Genomic DNA, 20,065 nt, shown 5'->3' on the forward strand with positions numbered 1-20,065 from the left:
AGCCGTACCGCAGGGGCGCAGGCTCTTGGGCGCAGCGGTGCCCGGCCGGGTGGGTCAGGGGTGGGGCTTGTTCTTGAGGTTGTCCCGGCGGAGCCGTTCTTCCTCGAAGAGGCGCATGAACTTCCGCATGTGCTCGTCCGGTTCGGGGTCGGGCTCCTCGTCCTCGTCGGTAAGGAGGCCCTGTTCGCGCAGTTGCTGGTCCTGGACCATGACGGGCGGGGTGGGGTCGGGGTCGGAGGGGCGGGGGCCCTCGGGGCCGTCGGGGCCGATGCGGATGAGGCGTTCGACGCGGATCACGCGGAAGTGGCGTCCTGCGACGTCGAGTTCGTCGCAGCGGTGTTCGTCGAGGTGGTCGGCGGCGCGGGAGTAGATCTCGCGCTGCTCGGGGCTGAGGTCCTTCTGCCAGGGGAGCATGACGCGCAGTTGCATGGCGAGGCCGTCGCGGGCCGCCTGCGGGGTGGTGGCGGTGCCGCTGGAGTCGGGGCGCCAACTGCCGCCGTCGCGTTCCGCGGTCATGAAGGTGGCGGGGAGCAGGACACCGCCGGGGTGGGTGTCGGCGGCGTGCCGTGAGTCGTCGCGAACGTCGGCGGGGACGGTGCCGCTTTTGCGGAGGGCGGCGAGGAGTTCCACCTTGAGGATGCCCTCGGACATGCCGGTCGCGTTGACGGGGTCGATGACCAGGCCCGCGGCGGGGTCGAAGCCGCCGGACTCGCCGGGGCCGCTGGGGTCGGGGTCGGTGTCGCGCGGGGGTTCGGGACCGTCGGGCCCCATGCGGATGAAGCGTTCGGCGCGCACCACGCGGTAGCGGCTGCCGCGTACCGTCACCTCGTCGAGAGCTTCCCAGTCCATGCGCTCGCCCGCGGCGAGGAGTTCGGCCCGCGCCTCGGCGTCACCGGCCTCGTCGACCGCGTGGGCGAGGCGGCGGAAGTGGGAGCCGAGGCTGTCGCGGGCGTCCTGCGGGGCGAGTCCGCTGAAGTACGGGTGCAACTCCCAGCCGCCGGAATCCAGTTCGCACGCGATGCCGAAGACCGGGCCGCCCGCGAACAGCATCGAGGGGTAGGTCTTTCTCGCCTTCCACGCCTCGATGTCGGCGAGCGCCGCGACCGGGGACTCGGGCGTGGTGACCCGGATCGACTGGTAGGCAGGAACATCGTCGCCGTGCGCATCCATGGGACCAGCATGCCCACACCGCGGGGGCGTACGCGACCCATACGCCAAAGCCGTCATGGGTCCGTGAGTTGACGTGACGCGCGTCCACCGGCAGGTATGGGGGCAACAGTGGTTCAGACCGCGGGCTCCGCGAGCACGTGTCCGATGCCCTCGGGCGAGAGCAGATGCTGCACCGCCAGCCGCCGCGCGCCCTCGATGCCCGCCCTGCGGCCGAGCATCGTGGTCTCGATGGCGACGGTTCTGGTGGCCAGCGGGAGGGCCCTGCGGTAGACGGCGCCGCGGATGTCGGCGAGCAGGTCGTCGTGGAGGCTGGCGATGCTGCCGCCGAGCACGATGGTGTCGGGGTTGTAGAAGCTGACCAGCGAGGCCAGGACGTCGCCGAGCCGTTGGGCGGCCAGCCGTACCTGGCGGCGGGCCACCGGGTCGCCCGCGGCCACGAGGCGGACCACGTCGGCGGCGTGCTCGGCGGGCAACCCTGCCTCCCGCAACTTCGCCGCGATGGCCGCTCCCGAGGCGACGGCTTCGACGCAGCCGGTGTTGCCGCAGTGGCACAGCACGTCGTCGTGGCCCGGCACGCGGATGTGGCCGATGTCGCCCGCGGCGCCGCTGGCCCCGCGGTGCACGACGCCGCCGGAGACGATGCCGCAGCCGATGCCCGTACCGACCTTGACGTACAGCAGATGGGCGGTGGCCGGACGGTGGCCGTACTCGCCCAGGGCCATCATGTTGACGTCGTTGTCGACGAGGACGGGCGCGTGGTAGCGCCCGGCGAAGAAGCCGGGGACCCGGTAGCCGTCCCAGCCGCGCATGATCGGCGGCCGGATCACCGTACCGGTGCGGGCCTCGACCGGGCCCGGCACGCCGATGCTGATCGCGCGTACGTGGTCGGCGGGGTGTCCCGCGTCGGCCAGCAGGCGGCCGATCTGCTCGTGCACCCCGGTCAGTACGGCCTCGGGTCCCGCGTTGATGTCGAGGGCTTCGGTGGCTTCGGCGAGGACCCGGCCGCCGAGTTCGGCGACGGCGACCGTGCGGTGGGTGGCGCCGAGGTCGACGGCGCAGACCACGGCGTTCCGCGAGGCGAGTTGGAGGGTGAGCGGCGGGCGCCCGCGCTCGGTGGCCATAGTGCCGGTCTCGACCAGCAGTCCCTTGGCGATCAGCAGGTCCACCCGCTGGGCGACCGCGGCCCTGGACAGCCCGGTGGCGGTGGCGAGTTGGCTGCGCCGGGTGGCGCCGCCCGCCACCAGTCCCGCCAGTTCGCTGAGCGCGGTCAACTGCCGGTCGCTTGCGGCTGTCACCGGTTCCTGCCCTCCCCTGCGCCGTACGTCCGTCGTCCCGGTCCGCGTCCTGTGCGGCCCGGCCCCCGATTTATGACAGAAGATAGCGGAAATATTGCCATTGTCAACCGAAACAGCGGTGGCTAGCGTTTCAAGCAAGCGGAAAGGGAGGGCACTTGTGGGCGGGACTAGCTCGGTTACAGCGGGTTCTTCGCTGCGCACGTCATCGCGTCCGGCACTGCGTACGGCCATCGCCGGTGTGGGGATGATCGGCCAGGTGCACCTGGACGCGGTGCGCAGGAGCGGTGCCCCGGTGGTCGGGGTCAGCGCGTCGACGCCCGCGCGGGCCAAGGAGGCCGCGGCGGCGCTCGGGGTCGAGCGGGCCTTCGACTCCTCGGAGGCGCTGGTCACCAGTGACGACGTCGACGTGGTGCACATCTGTACGCCCAACGACGCGCACGCCGGGCTCGCCGAACTGGCGCTGCGGGCGGGCAAGCACGTGGTGTGCGAGAAGCCGCTGACCACGTCGTCGGCCACCGCGGACGCGCTCGCGGCGCTCGCCGCGGACAGCGGTCTGGTGGCGGCGGTGCCGTTCGTCTACCGCTACCACCCGATGGCGGCCGAGGCGCGGTCCCGCGTGCTGGACGGCCGGGCGGGCGAGGTCCGGCTGGTGCACGGCCACTACCTCCAGGACTGGCTCTCGGAGCCTGGCGACACCAACTGGCGGGTCGACGCGGCGGCGGGCGGGCCCTCCCGCGCCTTCGCCGACATCGGCTCGCACTGGTGCGACCTGGTGGAGTGGGTGACCGGGCACCGAATCGCGGAGCTGACCGCGGTCAGCCAGACCGTGGACCGTACGGGTCCCGCCGGCGACGGCGGCGCGCGGGTCAGGCCGGACACCGAGGACGTGGTGCAGCTCCTGTTCCGCACCGATCGCGGCGCCACCGGTTCCGTGACCGTCTCGCAGATCTCGCCCGGCCGGAAGAACCGGCTGTGGTTCGAGGTGGACGGCACGCGGACCTCGCTCGCCTTCGACCAGGAGAACCCCGAGTCGCTGTTCGTCGGCAGCCGCGGTGAGAACGCGGCGGTGCTGCGCGACCCGGCCACGCTCTCGCCCGCCGCGGCCCGGCTCTCGGTGGTCCCCGGCGGCCACCCGATGGGATATCTCGACTGTTTCGCCGCCTTCGTCCGCGATGTGCACGCAGCGATCCGCGCCGCGGGCGCGGCGGGCGGGTCCTCGGCCGACGGCACCGGGGGCACGTTCCCCACCTTCGACGACGCCGCCCGCATGGTGCGCCTGACCGAGGCCGTACTGAAATCGGCGGCGGACCGGACCTGGAAAGAGGTCTCCTGAGATGAAGCTGGGCTTCCTGACCGCCTGCCTTCCGCAGCTCCCGCTGGACGAGATCGCCGCGTGGGCGGCCTCGCACGACTACCAGTCGCTGGAGGTGGCCACCTGGCCATCCACCGGCTCACGGGAGTTCGAGGCCAGCCACATCGACGTGACCGGCTTCGGCAAGCAGCGGGCCGACGAGGTGCGCGGCCTGTTCGACCGGCACGGCCTGACGCTGTCCGCGCTGGCGTACTACGAGAACAACCTGCACCCGGACGAGACCCGCAGGGCGGAGATCGCCGCCCACGTACGCGCCAACGTGGACGCCGCCCAACTGCTGGGCGTGGACTACGTCGGCACGTTCGTCGGCCGCCACCCCGGTCTGACGGTGAAGGAGAACATCGCGCTGGCCGAGCGGGAGCTGCCGCCGCTGGTGGAGTACGCGGGCGAGCGCGGTGTGAAGATCATCATCGAGAACTGTGTGATGGAGGGCTGGCACCCGGACGGCTATCCGGGCAACCTCGCCTACTCCCCCGAGCTGTGGGAGTGGATGTTCGGCCTCGGCCTCTATCTCAACTACGACCCCTCGCACCTGCTGTGGCTGGGCATCGACCCGGTCGAGGCGCTGAAGCCGTACATCGACCGCATTCCGCACGCGCAGGCCAAGGACGCGCAGCTCGACCCGCGGGCCAGGGACCGTTACGGCTTCTTCGGCCGGTCGGTGGCGCGGACCGACGGCTGGGACAGCGGCTGGTGGCGCTACCGGGTGCCGGGGCTCGGCGACGTCGACTGGCGCCGGATCGTCGACACCCTTTACGAGGGCGGCTTCACGGGCACGCTCTCCGTCGAGCACGAGGACCCCGTCTGGAGCGGCGACGTCCAGCGGATCACCCAGGGTCTGGAGATCGCCCACCGCACGCTGCGGCCGTTGATCGTCGGCTGATCCGACCGCGCGTCACCGCCGGCCGCCGCTCCCCCGCACCACCCGCACGCGCAGTACCCGCCGTACCCGCACCCGCCGTACTTCCAGGAGGCATCGTCACGATGGCCACGCCCTTGAGCATCCAGCTCTACACCCTCCGGGACCAGATCGCCGCCGACCGCGACGGCACGCTGTCCCGCCTCGCCGGGATCGGTTACACAGCCGTCGAGGCGTACGACCCCACGGCCGACCCGACCGGTTTCCGCAAGGTCGCCGACGACCTGGGGCTGAGCGTCAACAGCACGCACGCCTACGCCCTGTTCGACAAGGAGGCGTCGGAGGTCTTCGACGCGATCGCCACGGTCGGCACCGACCTGGTGATCATCCCCGGCGGGATCGCGCACGAGGAGTTCACCACCCCCGACGGTCTCTCGCGCACCGCGGACCTCCTCAACGGCTTCGCCGAGAAGGCCGCCGAGCGCGGTATGCGGATCGGCTACCACAACCACTGGTGGGAGATCGAGCCGCGCTTCGACGGCAGGACCGCGCTGGAGGAGCTGGCGGACCGGCTGGCCCCCGAGGTGTTCCTGGAGGTCGACACGTACTGGGCGGCGGTCGGCGGGGCCGATGTGCCGGCGCTGCTGCGCGCGCTGGGCGACCGGGTGCTGGCGCTGCACGTCAAGGACGGTCCCGGTGTGAAGGACGAGCCGCACACCGCGGTCGGCAAGGGCAGCATCGACGTGCCGTCGATCCTGGCCGCCGCGCCCGACGCGCAGCGGATCGTCGAACTCGACTCCTGCGCGGGCGACATCTTCGAGGCCGTCGCGGAAAGCCTCTCCTACCTCACCGCGCTGGAGCGTTCATGACCACAGGCCCGGTCGGCGTCGCCGTCGTCGGCGCCGGTGTCATCAGCGCGCAGTATCTGGACCATCTCACCGCCTTCCCCGACCTGCGGGTGCTCGCCGTCGCCGACATCGACGTCGAGCGCGCCCGTACGGCGGCCGGGACGTACGGGATTCCGGCCGCGGGCGACCTCGCGTCGGTGCTGGCGATCCCCGAGGTGGAGATCGTCGTCAACCTGACGATCCCGGCCGTGCACGCGGAGGTCGCCACGGCCGCCCTCCAGGCGGGCAAGCACGTCTACGGCGAAAAGCCGCTCGCGCTGGCGCCGGCCGACGGGGCGAAGATCCTGGCCGAGGCGCGGTCGCGCGGGCTGCGGGTCGGGAGCGCTCCCGACACCTTCCTCGGGGCCGGGCTCCAGTCCGCGCAGCGGGCGCTGGCCGCCGGGGTCATCGGCGAGCCGGTGAGCGCGACCGCCGTCACGCAGGGGCCCGGCCCCGAGTCGTGGCACCCGAACCCGGAGTTCCTCTTCCAGTACGGTGCCGGGCCGCTGTTCGACATCGGTCCGTACTATCTGACGGCGCTGGTCGCACTGTTCGGGCCGGTGGCACGGGTCTCGGCCTCGGCGCGGCAGGCGCGTGCCCAGCGGATGATCGGTTCCGGGCCGAAGGAGGGCACGTCCTTCGCGGTGGAAGTGCCCACGCACGTGCACGCGTTGCTGGACTTCGCCGGTGGCCCCAGCGGCTCGGCGACCTTCAGCTTCGACTCCTCGGTGCCGCGCCGCCTCATCGAGGTCACCGGCACCGAGGGCACGCTGTCGCTGCCCGACCCGAACACCTTCGAAGGGCCTTTGCAGGTCCGGGCGTTCGGTGACGACGACTGGCGTGACCTGCCCGTCACCGGTACGGTCGCCGGTCGCGGCCTGGGCGTCCTGGACATGGCCCGCGCCATCCGGGGCGGCACCGAGCACCGCGCCTCCGGCGAACTCGCCCAGCACGTACTCGACTTGATGGCCACGGTGACGGACGCCGCGCAAGAGCACACCGTCCGCACCCTCGAAACCAGCGCCCCGGCCGTGTCACCGCTGCCGGACGCGTGGGACCCGGCGGCCTCGACGCTGTCCTGACGCAGCGGTCGACCACCGTCGGCCCCGGTCGGCCCACCCGTGGGGGGATGGGTCGACCGGGGTTTTTCTGAGTACCGTTCACCGCCGCTTCACCGCTGCGCGGTGGGGTTCGCCGGTAGCCAGCGAGCCGAAGGCGGCGCCGGTGTTGAAAGGGAGAACGCGCACAGCGACCGAGGAACGAGGGAGCGAGCACGATCGACTGTCGACACCGGATCTAAGCCGCCGGAGGCGAGAGGGCGGCAAAAAAAGGGGATCGCGGTGAGTCTGCGCAAGAGGGCTCCCCCGCACGGCTCGCCGCAACCGCGGCCTCACCCAGGGCGCCTCCCTAGGCCGCGGGCAATTGGTAGTCGGGGAAGTTGCCCGGGAGGCGGTCGAGGGTGGGGCCCTCGGTGACGGCGTGGACGAGGAGTTCGCCGCCGACGAAGGCGCCGCGCCAGGAGGCGCCGAGGCCGCCGAAGAGTTCGTCGCGGTCACCGCGGGAGCGGGGCGCGCCGCGGCCGACCTTGAAGGCGCGGACCTGGGAGGCGAGGCGTTCGGTGGTGCGCGGGTCGTCGCAGGACAAGGCGGCCACCAGGGCGCCGTTGCTGGCGTTCATGGCGGAGAGCAGCTCGGCCTCGGTGTCGACCAGGACGATCGTGTCGACGGGTCCGAAGGGCTCGGTGTGGTGGAGCGGCGAGGACGGCGGAGGGCCCAGCAGCGTGACCGGGGCGAGGTAGGCGGAGGTGTCCTGGCCGGGGAGGAAGAGGCCGGGGTCGAGGGCGCCGTGGTGCAGCGGCACCGCGCCGCGGTCGACGGCCTCGGCGACCAGATCGGCCAGCTCCTTCGCCTTGGCCGCGTTGATCAGCGGCCCGAAGTCGAGTGCGGGCAGCGGGTCGTCGGGCGCGGCGACGGCCAACGGGTGGCCGGTCCTGACCGACTTGACCGCCGGGAGGTACGCGGCGAGGAAGTCCGCGAAGCGGGAGCGTTGGACGACGAACCGCGGGTAGGCGGTGCAGCGCTGCTTGGCGTAGTCGAAGAGCTTGGGGATCTGCGCGCCGAAGGCGTCCCAGTCGCTGTACTCCCACAGGCCCCAGCAGTTGAGCCCTTCCTGTTCGAGGATGTGCCGCTTGCCGACGTCGGCGACGGCCGTCGCGATCCGGGCGCCGGTGTCCCGGCCGCCGACGAAGGAGACGCAGCCGATCTCCGAGGACTGCACCAGGGCCTCGGAGAGTTCGCCGCCGCTGCCGCTGACCAGCGTGACGGGAATGCCCTCGCGCCTGGCGAGCGCGGCGGCGAGGGTGAGGCAGGCCAGGCCGCCGTCGGTGGGCGTCTTGGCGATGACCGCGTTGCCCGCGAGCGCCTGGACGAGCATGGCGTGCACCAGCACGCTCATCGGGTAGTTCCAGCTCGCGATGTTGGAGACGGGACCGGCAAGTGCGGTGCGGCCCGCCACCATCGGCTCGATGCCGTCCACGTACCAGCGGACGCCGTCGATGGCCCGGTCCACGTCGGCGCGGGCCAGCCGCCAGGGCTTGCCGATCTCCCAGACCAGCAACAGGGCCAGCAGGTCGCGGTGTTCGGTGAGGGCGTCCAGAGTCGCCGAGACGCGCGCCTTGCGGTCGGGCAGCGGTACGTGCCGCCAGCTCCGGTGTTCGTCGAGCGCGGCGCGTACCGCCTGTCGCGCGGTGGCCGCGTCGAGCCGGGGCGGCCCGGCTATCGGGCTGCCGTCGACCGGTGAAGTGGCGGGCAGCGGGCGGCCGTCGGCCTGCCAGCGGCCGTCCCACAGATTCAGCACACGGTCGTCGCGGAATGCCTCGGGCGCGGTCCGCAGGGCGCGCCGCCACGCGTCGCTCCAGGCCGTTCCGGGCTTGAGGATGAGGGTCATTCGGAACTCCGCTCTCGTCGGGGGGCGGAACTCGCGCGGCGCACCACCGCGCGTCTGCCGACGATAGCGACTGGACTCCCGGGGGTTCCGGTGTTCGACCACGGGTGTGTCGGTCGTCACCGTGCCCGGCCACGGCACGGGAGGAGGCGGGTTACGGCGCGGGTGAGCGGGGGTCACCGCACGGGAGAGGGGCCGGCCGACGGGATGCGCCCCCTGTGCCGGCCGGCCCCACTGTGTCCCCCGTGTACCCCTGTGTGACTAGGGGTAGCTGGTCAGGTACGTGACCTGATGGCCGCTGTTCACGGCCGCTCCCGTGGTGTTGATGACATGGCTGATGGTGCCGACACCGCCGAGCGAGACGGTCACCATGTCGTGGAACTTCACCCCGGAGGTGTTGGGCACCTGGAAGGAGTTGGCCGACACCACCGAGGAGTTGGCGGAGAAGTAGCAGTAGCTGCCGAGCCCCCACGCCTCATGGCTGGTGACCGAGTCGGCCACCTTGTAGGCGGGGTAGCCCTGCGAGGAACCGTTCATCCAGGAAGCCTGGTTGGGCGGGTCGTAGGGCATCTCGTTCTGGAAGAAGTACGTTCTGCCGCCGTTGCCGTTCCACTGCACCTGGGTCTGCTGGTAGTGCTCGACGAACAGGCCGTACATGGTGACGTTCTGGCCGTTGACGACGAGGCCCGTGGCTGCGGTGTTGGTGTTCCAGCCGACGGTGCCGCCGTTGCCGTGGTCGGCGCGCCACAGCCACATGTGGTCGCCGATGACGTTGTTGCTGTTGACGACCAGCGACTGGGTGGCCTTGCCGACGGCCGCGCCGCCGATCCGGAAGAAGACGTCGGACAGGCTGGTCGGGTCGGCCGCGTGGTTGGCGGACGAGCCGGCCGGGCCGATCTGCATCAGCGTCTGCGAGTTGGTGGTGCCCGCGTCGATGAGCAGCCCGGCCAGCTTCACACCGTCCACGTCGGCCGTGGTCAGCGCGGTGACGCCGCCGTCCGGGACGAGCGTGGCCAGACCGAGACCGAGGACGACGGTGTCGGGCCGGGTCACGTTGATCGTCTGGTTCAGGTGGTAGACACCCGGCGTGAACAGCAGGTTCTTGCCCGCCGCGAGCGCCGCGTTGATGTCCGAGGCGGTGTTGCCCGGCTTGACGATGAAGAACTGGTCGATCGGCAGCGACTGTCCCGCCGGCGTCTTCCCGCTCCAGGTGGTGCCGGACGCGTTGGACTGGAGGGCGGGCACGAAGACCTGGTACTTGCCCGCGCTGTCGATGTACAGGAAGGGCTTCTCGCGCACCACGGGCGCGCTGGCGACGGTGGTGTACGTCGGGAAGCTCTGCGCGGGCGCGCCCTTGTCGCCGACGAAGACCATGTTCCAGTTGGAGCCGCTCCAGGACCCCATCTCGGTGTCCTTGGTGAGGAACTGCTGCTGGGAGCCGGACTGGATCTGCCCGTCGATCTTGGAGTCGGAGATGAAGCCGCCGCTCGACCAGCCGCCGTCGTCCAGCGCGAGGTTGCCGCGGACGTGCATCCGCCGGTACGGGGCGGCCTGCGAGACGGCCCAACGGTCGCTGCCGCCGGTCGGGTTGACGGACATGTTCTCGGCGTCACGCCAGAAGTTCTGGGTGGCGTTGCCCTGGAACCAGTCGGCCTCGGCGTGCACCTTGCCGTTGATGGTGACCGAGTCGGGGCTCAGGCCGAGTCCTGCGACCTGGGTGTAGAAGCCGACGTTGACGTCCGCGCTGTAGGTGCCGGGCTTGAAGAGCACCGCGTAGCGCTGGCTGCCGAACTGGTTGGTCTCCTGCTGGCTGAAGATCGAGTTCAGCTTGGACTGGATGGTCGAGGCGGACATCGACGGGTCGAAGACGACCGTGTTCGGGCCGAGGTCGGGGTCGCCGCCGCTGGGCGGGGTGGTCGGCGGCGTGGTGCCGCCGCCGCTGCCGCTGACGTTGAACGACTGCGCGGTGGTGCCGTTGCACGTGTACTGCTGGAGCTGGACGCTGTCGGCGGTCGACGCGCCGGGCACGTCGAGGCACTTGCCGCTGTTGCGGTTGACGAAGTGGAAGGCGCCGCTGCTCTCGGCGACGGGCTGCCACTGCTGGTTGCTGCCGCCGCCGTACAGCCAGAGCTGTGTGGTGGCGCTGTCGGCGGTGGAGACGCCGGTGACGTCCCACACCTGGGCGGGCGCGGTGGACACGCCGATCCGGTAGTAGCCGCTGTCGGTGGCGGTGAACTGCCACTGCTGGGCGGCGCTTCCGTTGCAGGCGTACTGCTGCACCGCTGTGCCGTTGGCGGTGGCCGCGGCGCGCGCGTCCACGCACTTGCCGCTGCTGACGCTGGTGACGCTGGCCGGGGCGGCCGGGATGGTGGCGGCGCCCGCGTCCCGTGCGGTGACCAGGGCGATACAGGCCGAGACCGGCAGGACGAGCGCCGCCGCTATGGCGGCTGTTCGTCTGCGGGTGCGGGATGTGCGGGTGGGCGTGCCGGGCACGGTGGGGACCTGAGTCACACGTGTCTCCTCGGTCGCGTTGTGGGGTCGCGATGCGGTGTGGACGCTAGGGGCCGCCCGTCGGCGAGTCAATACACATCAAAAAATAAGTCGTGAACTATCCGGCCGGAAAAGAGGGCCCGGCCGTCCCGGCCGGGCCCTCGGAGTGCGTCTGACGGTAAGTCAGGAACTGATCGTGTCCGTCGTCAGCAGGCCGATCAGCAGGATGCCGACCACGATCCGGTAGATCACGAAGGAGTTGAACGAGTGCTTGGCGACGAACTTCAGCAGCCAGGCGATGGAGACGTAGGCGATCACGAACGACACCACGGTGCCGACGGCGAGCGCGGGCACGCCGACGCCCCCGCTGGTGGCGTCCTTCAACTCGTACAGCCCCGCGCCGGTGAGGGCGGGCAGGCCGAGGAAGAACGACAGGCGGGTGGCGGCCACCCGGTCCAGGTCGCGGATGAGCGCGGTGGAGATGGTGGCGCCCGACCGGGAGAAGCCGGGGAAGAGCAGCGCGAGGATCTGCGAACAGCCGACGATCATCGCGTCCTTGAAGGTGACCTGGTCCTCGCCGCGCTTGAATCGCGCCATCTGCTCGGCGCACCACATGACGACGCTGCCGCCGATCAGCGAGAAGGCGACGACCCACAAGGACGCGAGGGCGCCGTCGATCAGCGGCTTGGCGGCCAGTCCGACGACGACGATCGGGATGGTCGCGTAGATCACCCACCAGGTGAACTTGTAGTCGTGGTTGTCGCGCTCCCTCTTGTTCGCGAGCCCCTTGAACCAGGCGCCGACGAACCGCTTGATGTCGGAGAAGAAGTAGACGAAGACGGCGGCGATGGCGCCGGTCTGGATCACCGCGGTGAAGCCGACGACAGCCTTGTCGTCCACCGGGATGTTCATCAGGCCCTCGGTCATTTTCAGGTGCCCGGTGGAGGAGACCGGAAGGAACTCGGTCACTCCTTCCACGACGCCGAGAATGACGGCTTGGCCGACGCCGATGACGCTCATTGGGTGGTCCCGCCCCTTGTCCGCCGGTGATCGCCCCGGCCCGTTACGACTACATGTTCGTAGACAACGGTCAGACTTTAGAGGATCGGCGGCCGGACCCCGAATCCGGGGCCCGGCCGCCGCGGGATGCGGATCAGCAGGCGCCGAGGTCCTGCCAGACACCCCACTCACCGGTGGTGCCGGGCGTCTCGCCCGTCGTCCACCACTTGGCCTTCCAGGTGTGACCGGCGTACGAGACGGTGTTGCCACCCACGTAGACCGCGCTGCTGTTCCACGCGGTGGCGGTGCAGCCGGTGGTGGTCCCGGTGACCGTGAGCGTGTACGCGGCGGTGTGGGTCGTGGTGCCCGCCTTGCCGGTGACGGTCAGGGTGTACGTGCCGGGGGCCGCCGAGGCCGTGGTGGCGACCGACAAGGTGGCGTTGCCGCCCGCGGTCACCGAGGTCGGGCTGAGCGTGGCGGTGACACCGGCCGGGGCGCCGGAGACCGTCAGCGCGACGGACTGCGCGGTGCCGGAGGCGACGGCGGTGTGCACGCTGGAGGTGGTGGAACCGCCCGGCGCGACGGAGCCGGAGGCCGGGGTCAGCGACACCGAGAAGTCGTTCGCCGGGGGCGGGGTGGTGGTGCCGCCGCCGGTGAAGGGCTGGAAGGTGTGGCTGAACTGCCAGGTGCTCTGTGCGACGCCGGAGCAGGTGTCGGAGCCGCCCTGGCCGGGGCAGCCGCCGTTGTCGCGCTGGAGCGCCCAGAAGGACAGCGTGTTGATGCCCTTGCTGACCGCCCAGTTGTAGACGGTGGTGGCGTTGGCGGTGGTGAAGGTCTCGGCCGCGCCGAAGTCGTCGATGCCGGGCATCTCCGTGACGCCGACCATGCCCCAGATCTGCGCGTCGGTCTTCGACGGGTAGAGCCCGGCGAGCTGGTCGTGCAGGCCGGTGGCGGCGGTCTGGGTGTCGGTCGCCATGTTGTGCGTGGCGTTGTCGTAGTAGTCGAACGTCATCAGGTTCACGACGTCGACCTTGACGCCGTTGGAGATGGCGTTCTGGATCACCGACAGGCCCGAGCCGTCGCCCGCGGTGCCGGTGGTCAGCCCGTGGGTGGTGGTCGGCAGGGTGTAGGAGAACTGCACCGAGCGGCCGTTGCTCGCCGCCCAGTCCTGGACCATCTTCACGGCCTTGTTGCGGCGGTCGATGCCGCCGGCGTTGGTCAGCGAGTTGTCCTCGATGTCGAGGTCGATCCGGCTGATGTCGTAGGTCGTGATGACCTTCTCGTAGGCCGCGGCGATCGAGCTGACGTTGGTGCAACTGTCGGCGATCTCGGTGCCGCTGTTGTCGGCCGCGTAACCGCCGAAGGACGGGATGACGTCGCCGCCGCCCGCCTGGAGGGTGTCGATGTCGGCGCCGAAGTTCGCCTGGGCGATCGGCAGCGAGCTGTCGCCGTTCCAGTACGGGGTGCAGGAGCCGACGGACGGCGTCTGGATGAACGCCATGGTGAGGAATTTGTTGCCGGAGGCCGACGCCAGGCCGGAGAGGCTGTCGCCGTTGTACGCCTCGAAGTACGGGGCGAACACGTGGGCGGGCAGCGGGGTGGCGGCGTGGGCGGTGCCGCTGCCGGTCAGGGCGAGCCCGGCCGCCGCGGTGGCGGTGACGAGTCCGGTGAGCAACGCGCGGAGGGGTCTGCGAACGGGTCCGGTCATGGACCGCGCTCCCTTCGAGGGGGGATGTGTGGGGGCCGACAGCACAGGGGGCGCTGCTGGTCTGGACCAATACTGTTGGTCTGGACCACCCGACTGTCAAGAGTCCTAACAGATAACGGAGTTGGACCACTCACCCCGCGGGACCGGACATTTCCGGCGCCCGGACAGCACGTGTCACCGCCGCGCCCGCGCGGACGCGGCGGTGACCTGTCAGTACCCCGCTCGGACGGTCAGCGCCGCCAACTGGCGATCGCCAGCGCGGGAACGAACCGCGCGGCGTCCAGCGTGCCGACACCGGTCGCCATGTCGTACCCCTTCACCGCGGTGTAGCCGGTGACGCCGTCGTAGGAGTTGTTCGTCCCGTCCTTGACGTCCTCGATCCCGGTGAGCCTGCTGTCGCCCCGGTAGAGCGCGTACAGCGCCTGGTGGATGTCGCCCACCCGGTGCCCGGCGAGCTGGTCGGCCAGCGCGACGATGCCGGAGAACAGCGGGCTGGACTCGCTGGTGCCGCCGTACACGTCCCATCCGACGGCCGTCGGGTCGAAGGAGGAGTACACCCACGCGCCGCCGTCCACGGCCGCGGTCATCGAGATGTCCGGGGTGCCGCGCCGGGCGCCGACGACGTTCTTGACCACGTCCTGGTACGAGGGCCTGGTGAAGACGTGCGACTGGCCGCCGCCGCCCGCGCCGTAGTCGTTGTAGACGCTGTCGGGCGCGTTGCGGTCGCCCGCGTCGTCCAGGTGGAGCTGCGTGCCGCCGATCGAGGTGACCAGCGGGTCGGACGAGGGCCAGGAGTTCACCGGGTACGGGTAGTCGGTGGCGCCGTCCGCCATCGAGTCGGTGGCGCCGCCGTCGCCTGAGGACGACAGCACCGTCACGCCGTGCGCGGCGGCGGCCTTGAAGGCGTACCGCAGCTTCTGGATGCTGGAGAAGTCGCCCCGGTCGAAGCCGGGGAAGGTGTTCTCGGTGGCGCCGAAGCTCTGCGTGATCACGTCGCCGACGCCGTGGTCGATCATCGACTTCTCGGCGTCCATCATCTCGGGCAGCCCCTCGACGCCCTCGGTCTCCGCGACGCCGGTCTCCACCAGCACGATGTGCGCGTCGGGCGCGACGGCGTGCGCCATCTCCACGTCCAGCGTGCTCTCGCTCGCCCAGCCGGTGTGGTCCGGATTCGTCGGGTCGAACGGCGGCACATCACCCCACTTGACGACCTGTACGTGCGAGCTGGCGATGCCGAACTGCCGGCTGTACACGTCGAGGTCGTGCTGGATCGTCGGCGACCCGAACGAGTCCACGATCACGATCGTCCGCCCCTTGCCGGTGATACCGGCGCGGTAGAGCGGCTTGAGGTCGTACGCCTGGCGGTACTGCTGCGGGGTGTAGCAGTTGATGCCCCACTTCGCCTGGCACTGCGCGCTGCTGAGCGGGCTGCTCACCCCGCTCACCAGCCGGTGTCCCGTGACCGCGGGCACGGCCTTCACCACCGGTGCGGTACGCGCCGGGGCGGCGGTGGCGGACCCGGCGACGGGAGCGGCTGTCAAAGCGGCGGCGGCGAGGGCGGTGACCCCTGCCGCCGCGACCGCGGCGCGGGGCCGCGGACGGAATCTGCGCATGGACTCTCCTTGTGTGGAGTGCGACCGCACGAGACGGATGCCGCGATCACACCCACAGATCATGCCCAGGACAAGAGACTTCGCCGTTTGCTGCCGACCGCTTTACTCCGGATGGCCGCCCCTTGGTTATTTCATGGGCATGCCATGACGAGGCGTCATGGTGCGGCGGCGTGCGGCGGCGTCACGGGTCCCGTCATACGGCGGCGTCACGGGGCCCGTCATGCGGCGGCGTCACGGCACGGCACGGCACGGCATACGCCACGTCACGACACGGCCGACGGCGGGTCAGGACACGATGTCCTTGGTGCGGAAGCCGCGGAAGGCCAGCGCCGTCAGCACGATCGCGTACGAGACCGACACCGAGGTGCCCTGGAGCATGCCGGACCACTCCATCGTCGGCTGGAGCGCGTCCGCCCAGGAGAACTGCCAGTGCGCGGGCAGCACGTCGCGCCACCGCCCCAGCGCGGTCACGGCGTCCAGCACATTGCCGACGATGGTGAGGCCGACCGCGCCGCCGACCGCGCCCAGCGGCGCGTCGGTGACCGTGGAGAGCCAGAAGGCGAGCGCGGCCGTGACGAGTTGGCTCACGAAGATGTAGATCACGGCGACCGCCAGCCGCGGCAGCGCCTCACCGGACGCCAGCGCCCCGCCGGTCGGCAGTTCCAGGTCCCCCCAGCCGTACGCGACGGTGCCCGCCACCAGCGCGACCGCGGGCAGCAGGACGAGCGCGACCGCGCTGAAGCCCAGCGCCACGGTGAGCTTCACGGCCAGCAGCCTGGTCCGCGGCACGGGCGCGGCCAGCAGATAGCGCAGCGAGGACCAGCCCGCCTCCGAGGCCACGGTGTCGCCGCAGAAGAGCGCGACCGGCACGACGAGCACGAAGCCCGCGGAGACGAACAGGCAGGTCGCGCAGAAGTTGGCGCCCGAGGCGGTGGCGGTGTCGATCAGCGTCGGGCCGTTCCTTCCCTCGCCGCTCGGGGTGCCGCCGATCGCGAAGGCGGCGATCAGGATGAACGGCAGCGCGGCGAGCAGCGCGGCCACGATCATCGTGCGGCGCCTGCGCAACTGCCTCCTGGCCTCGACGCGCAGCCGCAGCGTACGGCCGGGGCGGTAGCCGGGCGCGGTGGCGCGGGCCGGTGACCCGTCCGGTGCGGGCGCGGGGGCGGGCATGGCGGGTGCGGCGCTCACGAGGAGCCTCCGATCAGGGTCAGGAAGGCGTCCTCCAGGCGGCGGTGCGGCCCGACCTGGGCCACGGGCACGTCGAGACGGACGAGTTCGGCCACGAATTGCGCCGGGGTCAGGCCGTCGAGCACCGCGAGCAGACCGTCCTCCTCGCGGACCGCGGTGGCGACCCCGGGCAGTGCGGCGACCTTCTCGACCGCGCTCTGCGGCAGTTCGCCGTCGATCCCGACCAGTACGGTGTCCGCCGAGCCGATGATGTCGGCGACGGGACCGGCCGTGACCAGCCGCCCGCGGTCCATGACCACCAGATGCGTACAGGTCTGCTCGACCTCGGCCAGCAGGTGGCTGGAGACGATCACGGTCCGGCCCGCCTGCGCGTAGCGGATCAGCACCTCGCGCATCTCGCGGATCTGCGGCGGGTCGAGTCCGTTGGTCGGCTCGTCGAGGATCAGCAGGTCCGGCAGGCCGAGCATGGCCTGCGCGATGGCCAGCCGCTGCCGCATGCCCTGCGAGTAGGTGCGCACGGCCCGTTCCAGCGCGTCGCCGAGGCCCGCGATCTCCAGGGCCTCCGCCAGGTGGGCGTCCTGCGCCGGGCGGCCGGTGGCCTGCCAGTACAGGTCGAGGTTGGCGCGGCCGGACAGATGCGGCAGGAATCCGGCGCCCTCCACGAAGGCGCCGAGCCGGGACAGCACGGGCGCGCCGGGCCGTACCGCCTCGCCGAACACCCGGATCTCGCCCTCGTCGGGACGGATCAGGCCCATCAGCATCCGCAAGGTGGTGGTCTTGCCCGCGCCGTTCGGCCCGAGCAGGCCGAGCACCTGGCCGGGTTCGACGCGGAAGGACAGGTCGCGTACGGCGTACTGGTCGACGGACTTCGCGTACCGCTTGCTGAGGCCGGTGATCTGCAACGGGACCGCGGCGAGCGCCGGGTCGGCCGGGCGCGGGCGGACCCGGCGGCGGCCGGTGAGCAGCAGGACGGCGGCCACGGCCAGCGCGATCAGCGGCAGTGCCCAGGCCCACCACGCGACCGAGGTGGCGTCGGCGCCGAGTCCGGTGTCGGTGGGCAGGGTGAGCGTCGGCGACGCGAGCGAGACGGTCAGGGCCGCGGGCGCGGCCGGGGAGGCGTAGCCGAGGTCGGTGGTGGACAGCACCACGCGCAGTCGGTGCCCGGCCGCGAAGTCGTGGTCGACGGCGGGCAGTCGGACCGTGACGGTGGTGCCCTGCCCGGACCCGACGACGCGTACGGGGGCGGCGAGCGAGGCGGGCAGGGTCTCCTTGCCGCCGGGCGCGACGTCGTAGAGCTTCGCGAAGAGCACGGCGTCCGGCGCGTCGGTGGCGACCTTCACCCGCACCGACGGCGCTCCGGTGAGCTGGGCGCCGTCGCGCAGCGGCGCGGACTCGAACACCGCGATCTGGCCGGGGAAGTCCAGGGAGATGCCGGCGCCGACCGAGGAGAGCTGGGTGAGCGCGCCGAGGCCGGGGACGGCGGAGATCGCGGGCGGGGCGCCGCCCGCCGGGTTGGTGATCCGCTGGGCGGAGCCGGCGAGCGCGATCTTCCGGCTGCCCGATCCGTCGAGGCCGGGGTAGCTGTCGCCGCTCGCGCCGCGCAGGGTGACGCTGCCGTCGGTGGAGTTGAGGCCGCCGGTGCGGGTGACCCGGAAGGCGGGTCCCGTGCTCGTGGACGTCTCGCCCTTGAGGTAGTGGTCGAACCAGGCGGTGACCCGCTGGTCGATCCTGCCGTTCTCGGTGTTGCCGCCGTCGTGTCCGCCCGCGATCCAGTCGACGGTCACGGGTGCGCCGTTGGCCTTGATCGCCTTGGCCATCGCGTCGGACTGGGCGAGGGTGAACAGCGAGTCGGTCTGGCCCTGCACGATCAGCGCGGGGACCTTGATACGGGAGCCGACCGCGGACGGGCTGAGCGCGTCGAGTCGCGCGCGGGCGGCGGCGTCGGGCTTTCCCGCCTGGGCCACGCGTTGGTAGAGCGCGCAGACGGACGGTTCGAACCGGCCGCAGAGGGGGTCGGCGGTCGTCGGCGCTCCGGCGGGCGTGCCCGTGCCCGTGCCCGCGCCCGCGCCTGTGTCCGGGGTCCGGTCGCCGCCCGCTGCCGCGTCCAGCGGGGTGGAGCCGCTGGAGAAGAAGATGCCGGCCCACAGCTTCTTGTAGACGTCGTTCGGGAAGAGCGCGTCGCTCAGATTCCAGTACGTCATGCGCGGCGCGATGGCGTCGATGCGCCGGTCGTAACCGGCGGCGAGCAGGGAGATCGCGCCGCCGTACGAGACGCCGGAGATGCCGACCCGCGGGTCGCCCGGCGCGTCGAGCCGCACGTCGGGGCGGTCCGCGAGCCAGTCGACGAGCTTGCCGACGTCGGCGACCTCGCCGTCCGGCGCGTTGAGCCCGATGCGTCCGGTGGAGTGCCCGAAGCCGCGCGCGGACCAGGTCAGTACGGCGTAGCCGTGCCGGGCGAGCGCTTCGGCCTGGCCGCGCACGTCGTCCTTGCTGCCGCCGAAGCCGTGCCCGAGCAGTACGGCGGGCCGCCTGCCGGGACCGCCCGAGGTGAAGTACGAGGTGTCCAGGCGTACGCCCCCGGCGCCGTCGAGCATCGCGTCGCTGCGGTGCACCGAGCCCCCGTCACCGGACGCGGTCGCCGTACCGACCGCGACGCCGCCCGCCACCAGCACCACGAGCGCCCCCGCGGCGGCGAACCACCTCTTGCGTCGCGGCCATCGAAGATCCATCCCTCGATCCTAGGCGGCTCGGGCCGCGGACCGGGCGTGGGCGGAGGGTTCTCCGGGTATTCCCATACTCCGCGCCTGTCAGGTGTCTTGACTTCTCCGGTGGCGCGTGCCATCCATGCGGTGCCCACGCGTCCGTCCGGGCGCGGGCAGGAGGGGCCGCATGCTCTCGCTCGGCGATATCTCCGACCGGCTGGAAATCCAGGATCTGTTGATCGAATACAGCCACGCGGTGGACACCGGCCAATGGCCGCTGCTGGACGCGGTCTTCACCAAGGACGCGGTCCTCGACTACACGGCGACCGGCGGACCGCGCGGAACTCTGCCGGAGATCAAGGAATTTCTCGCGGCCGTCATGCCGCGTTTTCCCGGATATCAGCATTTGCTCGGGAATTGCGCGATCCGGCTCGACGGGGACCGCGCGACGGGCCGCACCATGTGCCTCAACCCGCTCGTGCTGCCCGAGGGCGGCAAGGCCGCGGAGCGCGGTGTGCTGCTGTGCGGCTTCTGGTACGTGGACGGTTTCGCGCGGGACGGCGGCGGTTGGCGGATCGCCTCGCGGCGGCAGGAGACGTCGTACATGTACCGGGCGCCGGGCTCCGCGCAGGCGTGAGCGACCGGCCGCCTTCCGGACGTACCCGGTTCGCGCGGTGTCCGTGAACCGCCGCGGCGGGGGGGGGGGGGGGGGGGGGGGGGGGGCCCCCCCCCCCGCGGCCCCCCCGGGGGGGGGGGGGGGGGGGGGGGGGGGGGGGGGGGGGGGGGGGGGCGGGTGCGCGGGGGGGGGGGGGCTAGCGGTGCGGTTCGCCGTGGGGTGG

Annotated in this window: 14 protein-coding genes; 5 read left to right on the forward strand and 9 right to left on the reverse strand. The window is 71.7% G+C overall.

All coding sequences use genetic code 11. The annotated features are described in order from the left end of the window. Positions 1-54: 54 nt before the first annotated feature. Positions 55-1,170 (reverse strand): DUF5954 family protein, encoded by a 1,116-nt coding sequence (locus ACIQCJ_RS20415; protein ID WP_402712117.1) that lies wholly within the window; start codon positions 1,168-1,170, stop codon positions 55-57. A gap of 113 nt (positions 1,171-1,283) precedes the next feature. Continuing rightward, positions 1,284-2,465 carry an ROK family protein gene (locus tag ACIQCJ_RS20420; RefSeq protein ID WP_317452715.1) on the reverse strand — a complete coding sequence of 394 codons (1,182 nt, stop codon included), beginning with the start codon at positions 2,463-2,465 and terminating at the stop codon, positions 1,284-1,286. A 157-nt stretch (positions 2,466-2,622) separates the two neighbouring features. Here ACIQCJ_RS20420 and ACIQCJ_RS20425 point away from each other — a divergent pair, with 157 nt between their 5' ends. The 4 genes from ACIQCJ_RS20425 (at position 2,623) to ACIQCJ_RS20440 (ending at position 6,665) form a co-directional block, all read left to right on the forward strand. Then, positions 2,623-3,798 (forward strand): Gfo/Idh/MocA family protein, encoded by a 1,176-nt coding sequence (locus ACIQCJ_RS20425; protein WP_402712118.1) that lies wholly within the window; start codon positions 2,623-2,625, stop codon positions 3,796-3,798. Between the two features lies 1 nt (position 3,799). Continuing rightward, positions 3,800-4,720, forward strand: coding sequence for a sugar phosphate isomerase/epimerase (locus ACIQCJ_RS20430; protein WP_355347775.1), 921 nt, complete (start codon positions 3,800-3,802; stop codon positions 4,718-4,720). A gap of 101 nt (positions 4,721-4,821) precedes the next feature. Continuing rightward, positions 4,822-5,565, forward strand: coding sequence for a sugar phosphate isomerase/epimerase (locus ACIQCJ_RS20435; RefSeq protein ID WP_355347778.1), 744 nt, complete (start codon positions 4,822-4,824; stop codon positions 5,563-5,565). Beyond that, positions 5,562-6,665 (forward strand): Gfo/Idh/MocA family protein, encoded by a 1,104-nt coding sequence (locus ACIQCJ_RS20440; protein ID WP_402712119.1) that lies wholly within the window; start codon positions 5,562-5,564, stop codon positions 6,663-6,665. The genes ACIQCJ_RS20435 and ACIQCJ_RS20440 overlap by 4 nt, the downstream gene beginning before the upstream one ends. A gap of 325 nt (positions 6,666-6,990) precedes the next feature. Here the strand turns inward: ACIQCJ_RS20440 and ACIQCJ_RS20445 are convergent, their stop codons facing one another. The 7 genes from ACIQCJ_RS20445 to ACIQCJ_RS20475 all read right to left on the reverse strand — a co-directional run bounded on the left by ACIQCJ_RS20445 (position 6,991) and on the right by ACIQCJ_RS20475 (position 19,253). Next, the gene (locus tag ACIQCJ_RS20445; protein ID WP_355347784.1) at positions 6,991-8,529 is read right to left on the reverse strand and encodes an aldehyde dehydrogenase family protein; all 1,539 of its coding nucleotides are present in this window, start codon (positions 8,527-8,529) and stop codon (positions 6,991-6,993) included. Between the two features lie 258 nt (positions 8,530-8,787). Continuing rightward, complete coding sequence (locus ACIQCJ_RS20450) at positions 8,788-11,037, reverse strand: RICIN domain-containing protein (protein ID WP_391050685.1); 2,250 nt, start codon at positions 11,035-11,037, stop codon at positions 8,788-8,790. A gap of 162 nt (positions 11,038-11,199) precedes the next feature. Continuing rightward, complete coding sequence (locus ACIQCJ_RS20455) at positions 11,200-12,036, reverse strand: undecaprenyl-diphosphate phosphatase (RefSeq protein ID WP_401722728.1); 837 nt, start codon at positions 12,034-12,036, stop codon at positions 11,200-11,202. Positions 12,037-12,169: 133 nt separating this feature from the next. Then, the gene (locus tag ACIQCJ_RS20460) at positions 12,170-13,723 is read right to left on the reverse strand and encodes a chitinase (protein WP_355347790.1); all 1,554 of its coding nucleotides are present in this window, start codon (positions 13,721-13,723) and stop codon (positions 12,170-12,172) included. 230 nt (positions 13,724-13,953) lie between these two features. Further along, positions 13,954-15,336, reverse strand: a complete 1,383-nt coding sequence (locus ACIQCJ_RS20465) for a S8 family serine peptidase (protein WP_402712120.1) — start codon at positions 15,334-15,336, stop codon at positions 13,954-13,956. Positions 15,337-15,621: 285 nt separating this feature from the next. After that, positions 15,622-16,506 carry an ABC transporter permease gene (locus ACIQCJ_RS20470; RefSeq protein WP_188282197.1) on the reverse strand — a complete coding sequence of 295 codons (885 nt, stop codon included), beginning with the start codon at positions 16,504-16,506 and terminating at the stop codon, positions 15,622-15,624. 14 nt (positions 16,507-16,520) lie between these two features. After that, on the reverse strand, positions 16,521-19,253 hold the full coding sequence (locus ACIQCJ_RS20475; protein WP_402712121.1) for an alpha/beta fold hydrolase: 2,733 nt from the start codon (positions 19,251-19,253) through the stop codon (positions 16,521-16,523). A gap of 160 nt (positions 19,254-19,413) precedes the next feature. Between ACIQCJ_RS20475 and ACIQCJ_RS20480 the strand changes: the two genes are divergently transcribed. Next, a complete protein-coding gene (locus tag ACIQCJ_RS20480) occupies positions 19,414-19,863 on the forward strand; it encodes a nuclear transport factor 2 family protein (RefSeq protein WP_355347799.1) in 450 nt (149 codons plus the stop codon). The last annotated feature ends 202 nt before the right edge of the window (positions 19,864-20,065 follow it).

Source organism: Streptomyces sp. NPDC093221, from assembly GCF_044753885.1.
Taxonomy (GTDB): domain Bacteria; phylum Actinomycetota; class Actinomycetes; order Streptomycetales; family Streptomycetaceae; genus Actinacidiphila.

What these genes read in the sequence shown, in the direction of transcription:
- ACIQCJ_RS20415 (WP_402712117.1), bottom strand. Translation starts at nt 1,170, where the DNA reads ATGGATGCGCACGGCGACGATGTTCCTGCCTACCAGTCGATCCGGGTC.
- ACIQCJ_RS20430 (WP_355347775.1), top strand. Translation starts at nt 3,800, where the DNA reads ATGAAGCTGGGCTTCCTGACCGCCTGCCTTCCGCAGCTCCCGCTGGAC.
- ACIQCJ_RS20435 (WP_355347778.1), top strand. Translation starts at nt 4,822, where the DNA reads ATGGCCACGCCCTTGAGCATCCAGCTCTACACCCTCCGGGACCAGATC.
- ACIQCJ_RS20440 (WP_402712119.1), top strand. Translation starts at nt 5,562, where the DNA reads ATGACCACAGGCCCGGTCGGCGTCGCCGTCGTCGGCGCCGGTGTCATC.
- ACIQCJ_RS20445 (WP_355347784.1), bottom strand. Translation starts at nt 8,529, where the DNA reads ATGACCCTCATCCTCAAGCCCGGAACGGCCTGGAGCGACGCGTGGCGG.
- ACIQCJ_RS20455 (WP_401722728.1), bottom strand. Translation starts at nt 12,036, where the DNA reads ATGAGCGTCATCGGCGTCGGCCAAGCCGTCATTCTCGGCGTCGTGGAA.
- ACIQCJ_RS20460 (WP_355347790.1), bottom strand. Translation starts at nt 13,723, where the DNA reads ATGACCGGACCCGTTCGCAGACCCCTCCGCGCGTTGCTCACCGGACTC.
- ACIQCJ_RS20465 (WP_402712120.1), bottom strand. Translation starts at nt 15,336, where the DNA reads ATGCGCAGATTCCGTCCGCGGCCCCGCGCCGCGGTCGCGGCGGCAGGG.
- ACIQCJ_RS20470 (WP_188282197.1), bottom strand. Translation starts at nt 16,506, where the DNA reads ATGCCCGCCCCCGCGCCCGCACCGGACGGGTCACCGGCCCGCGCCACC.
- ACIQCJ_RS20475 (WP_402712121.1), bottom strand. Translation starts at nt 19,253, where the DNA reads ATGGATCTTCGATGGCCGCGACGCAAGAGGTGGTTCGCCGCCGCGGGG.
- ACIQCJ_RS20480 (WP_355347799.1), top strand. Translation starts at nt 19,414, where the DNA reads ATGCTCTCGCTCGGCGATATCTCCGACCGGCTGGAAATCCAGGATCTG.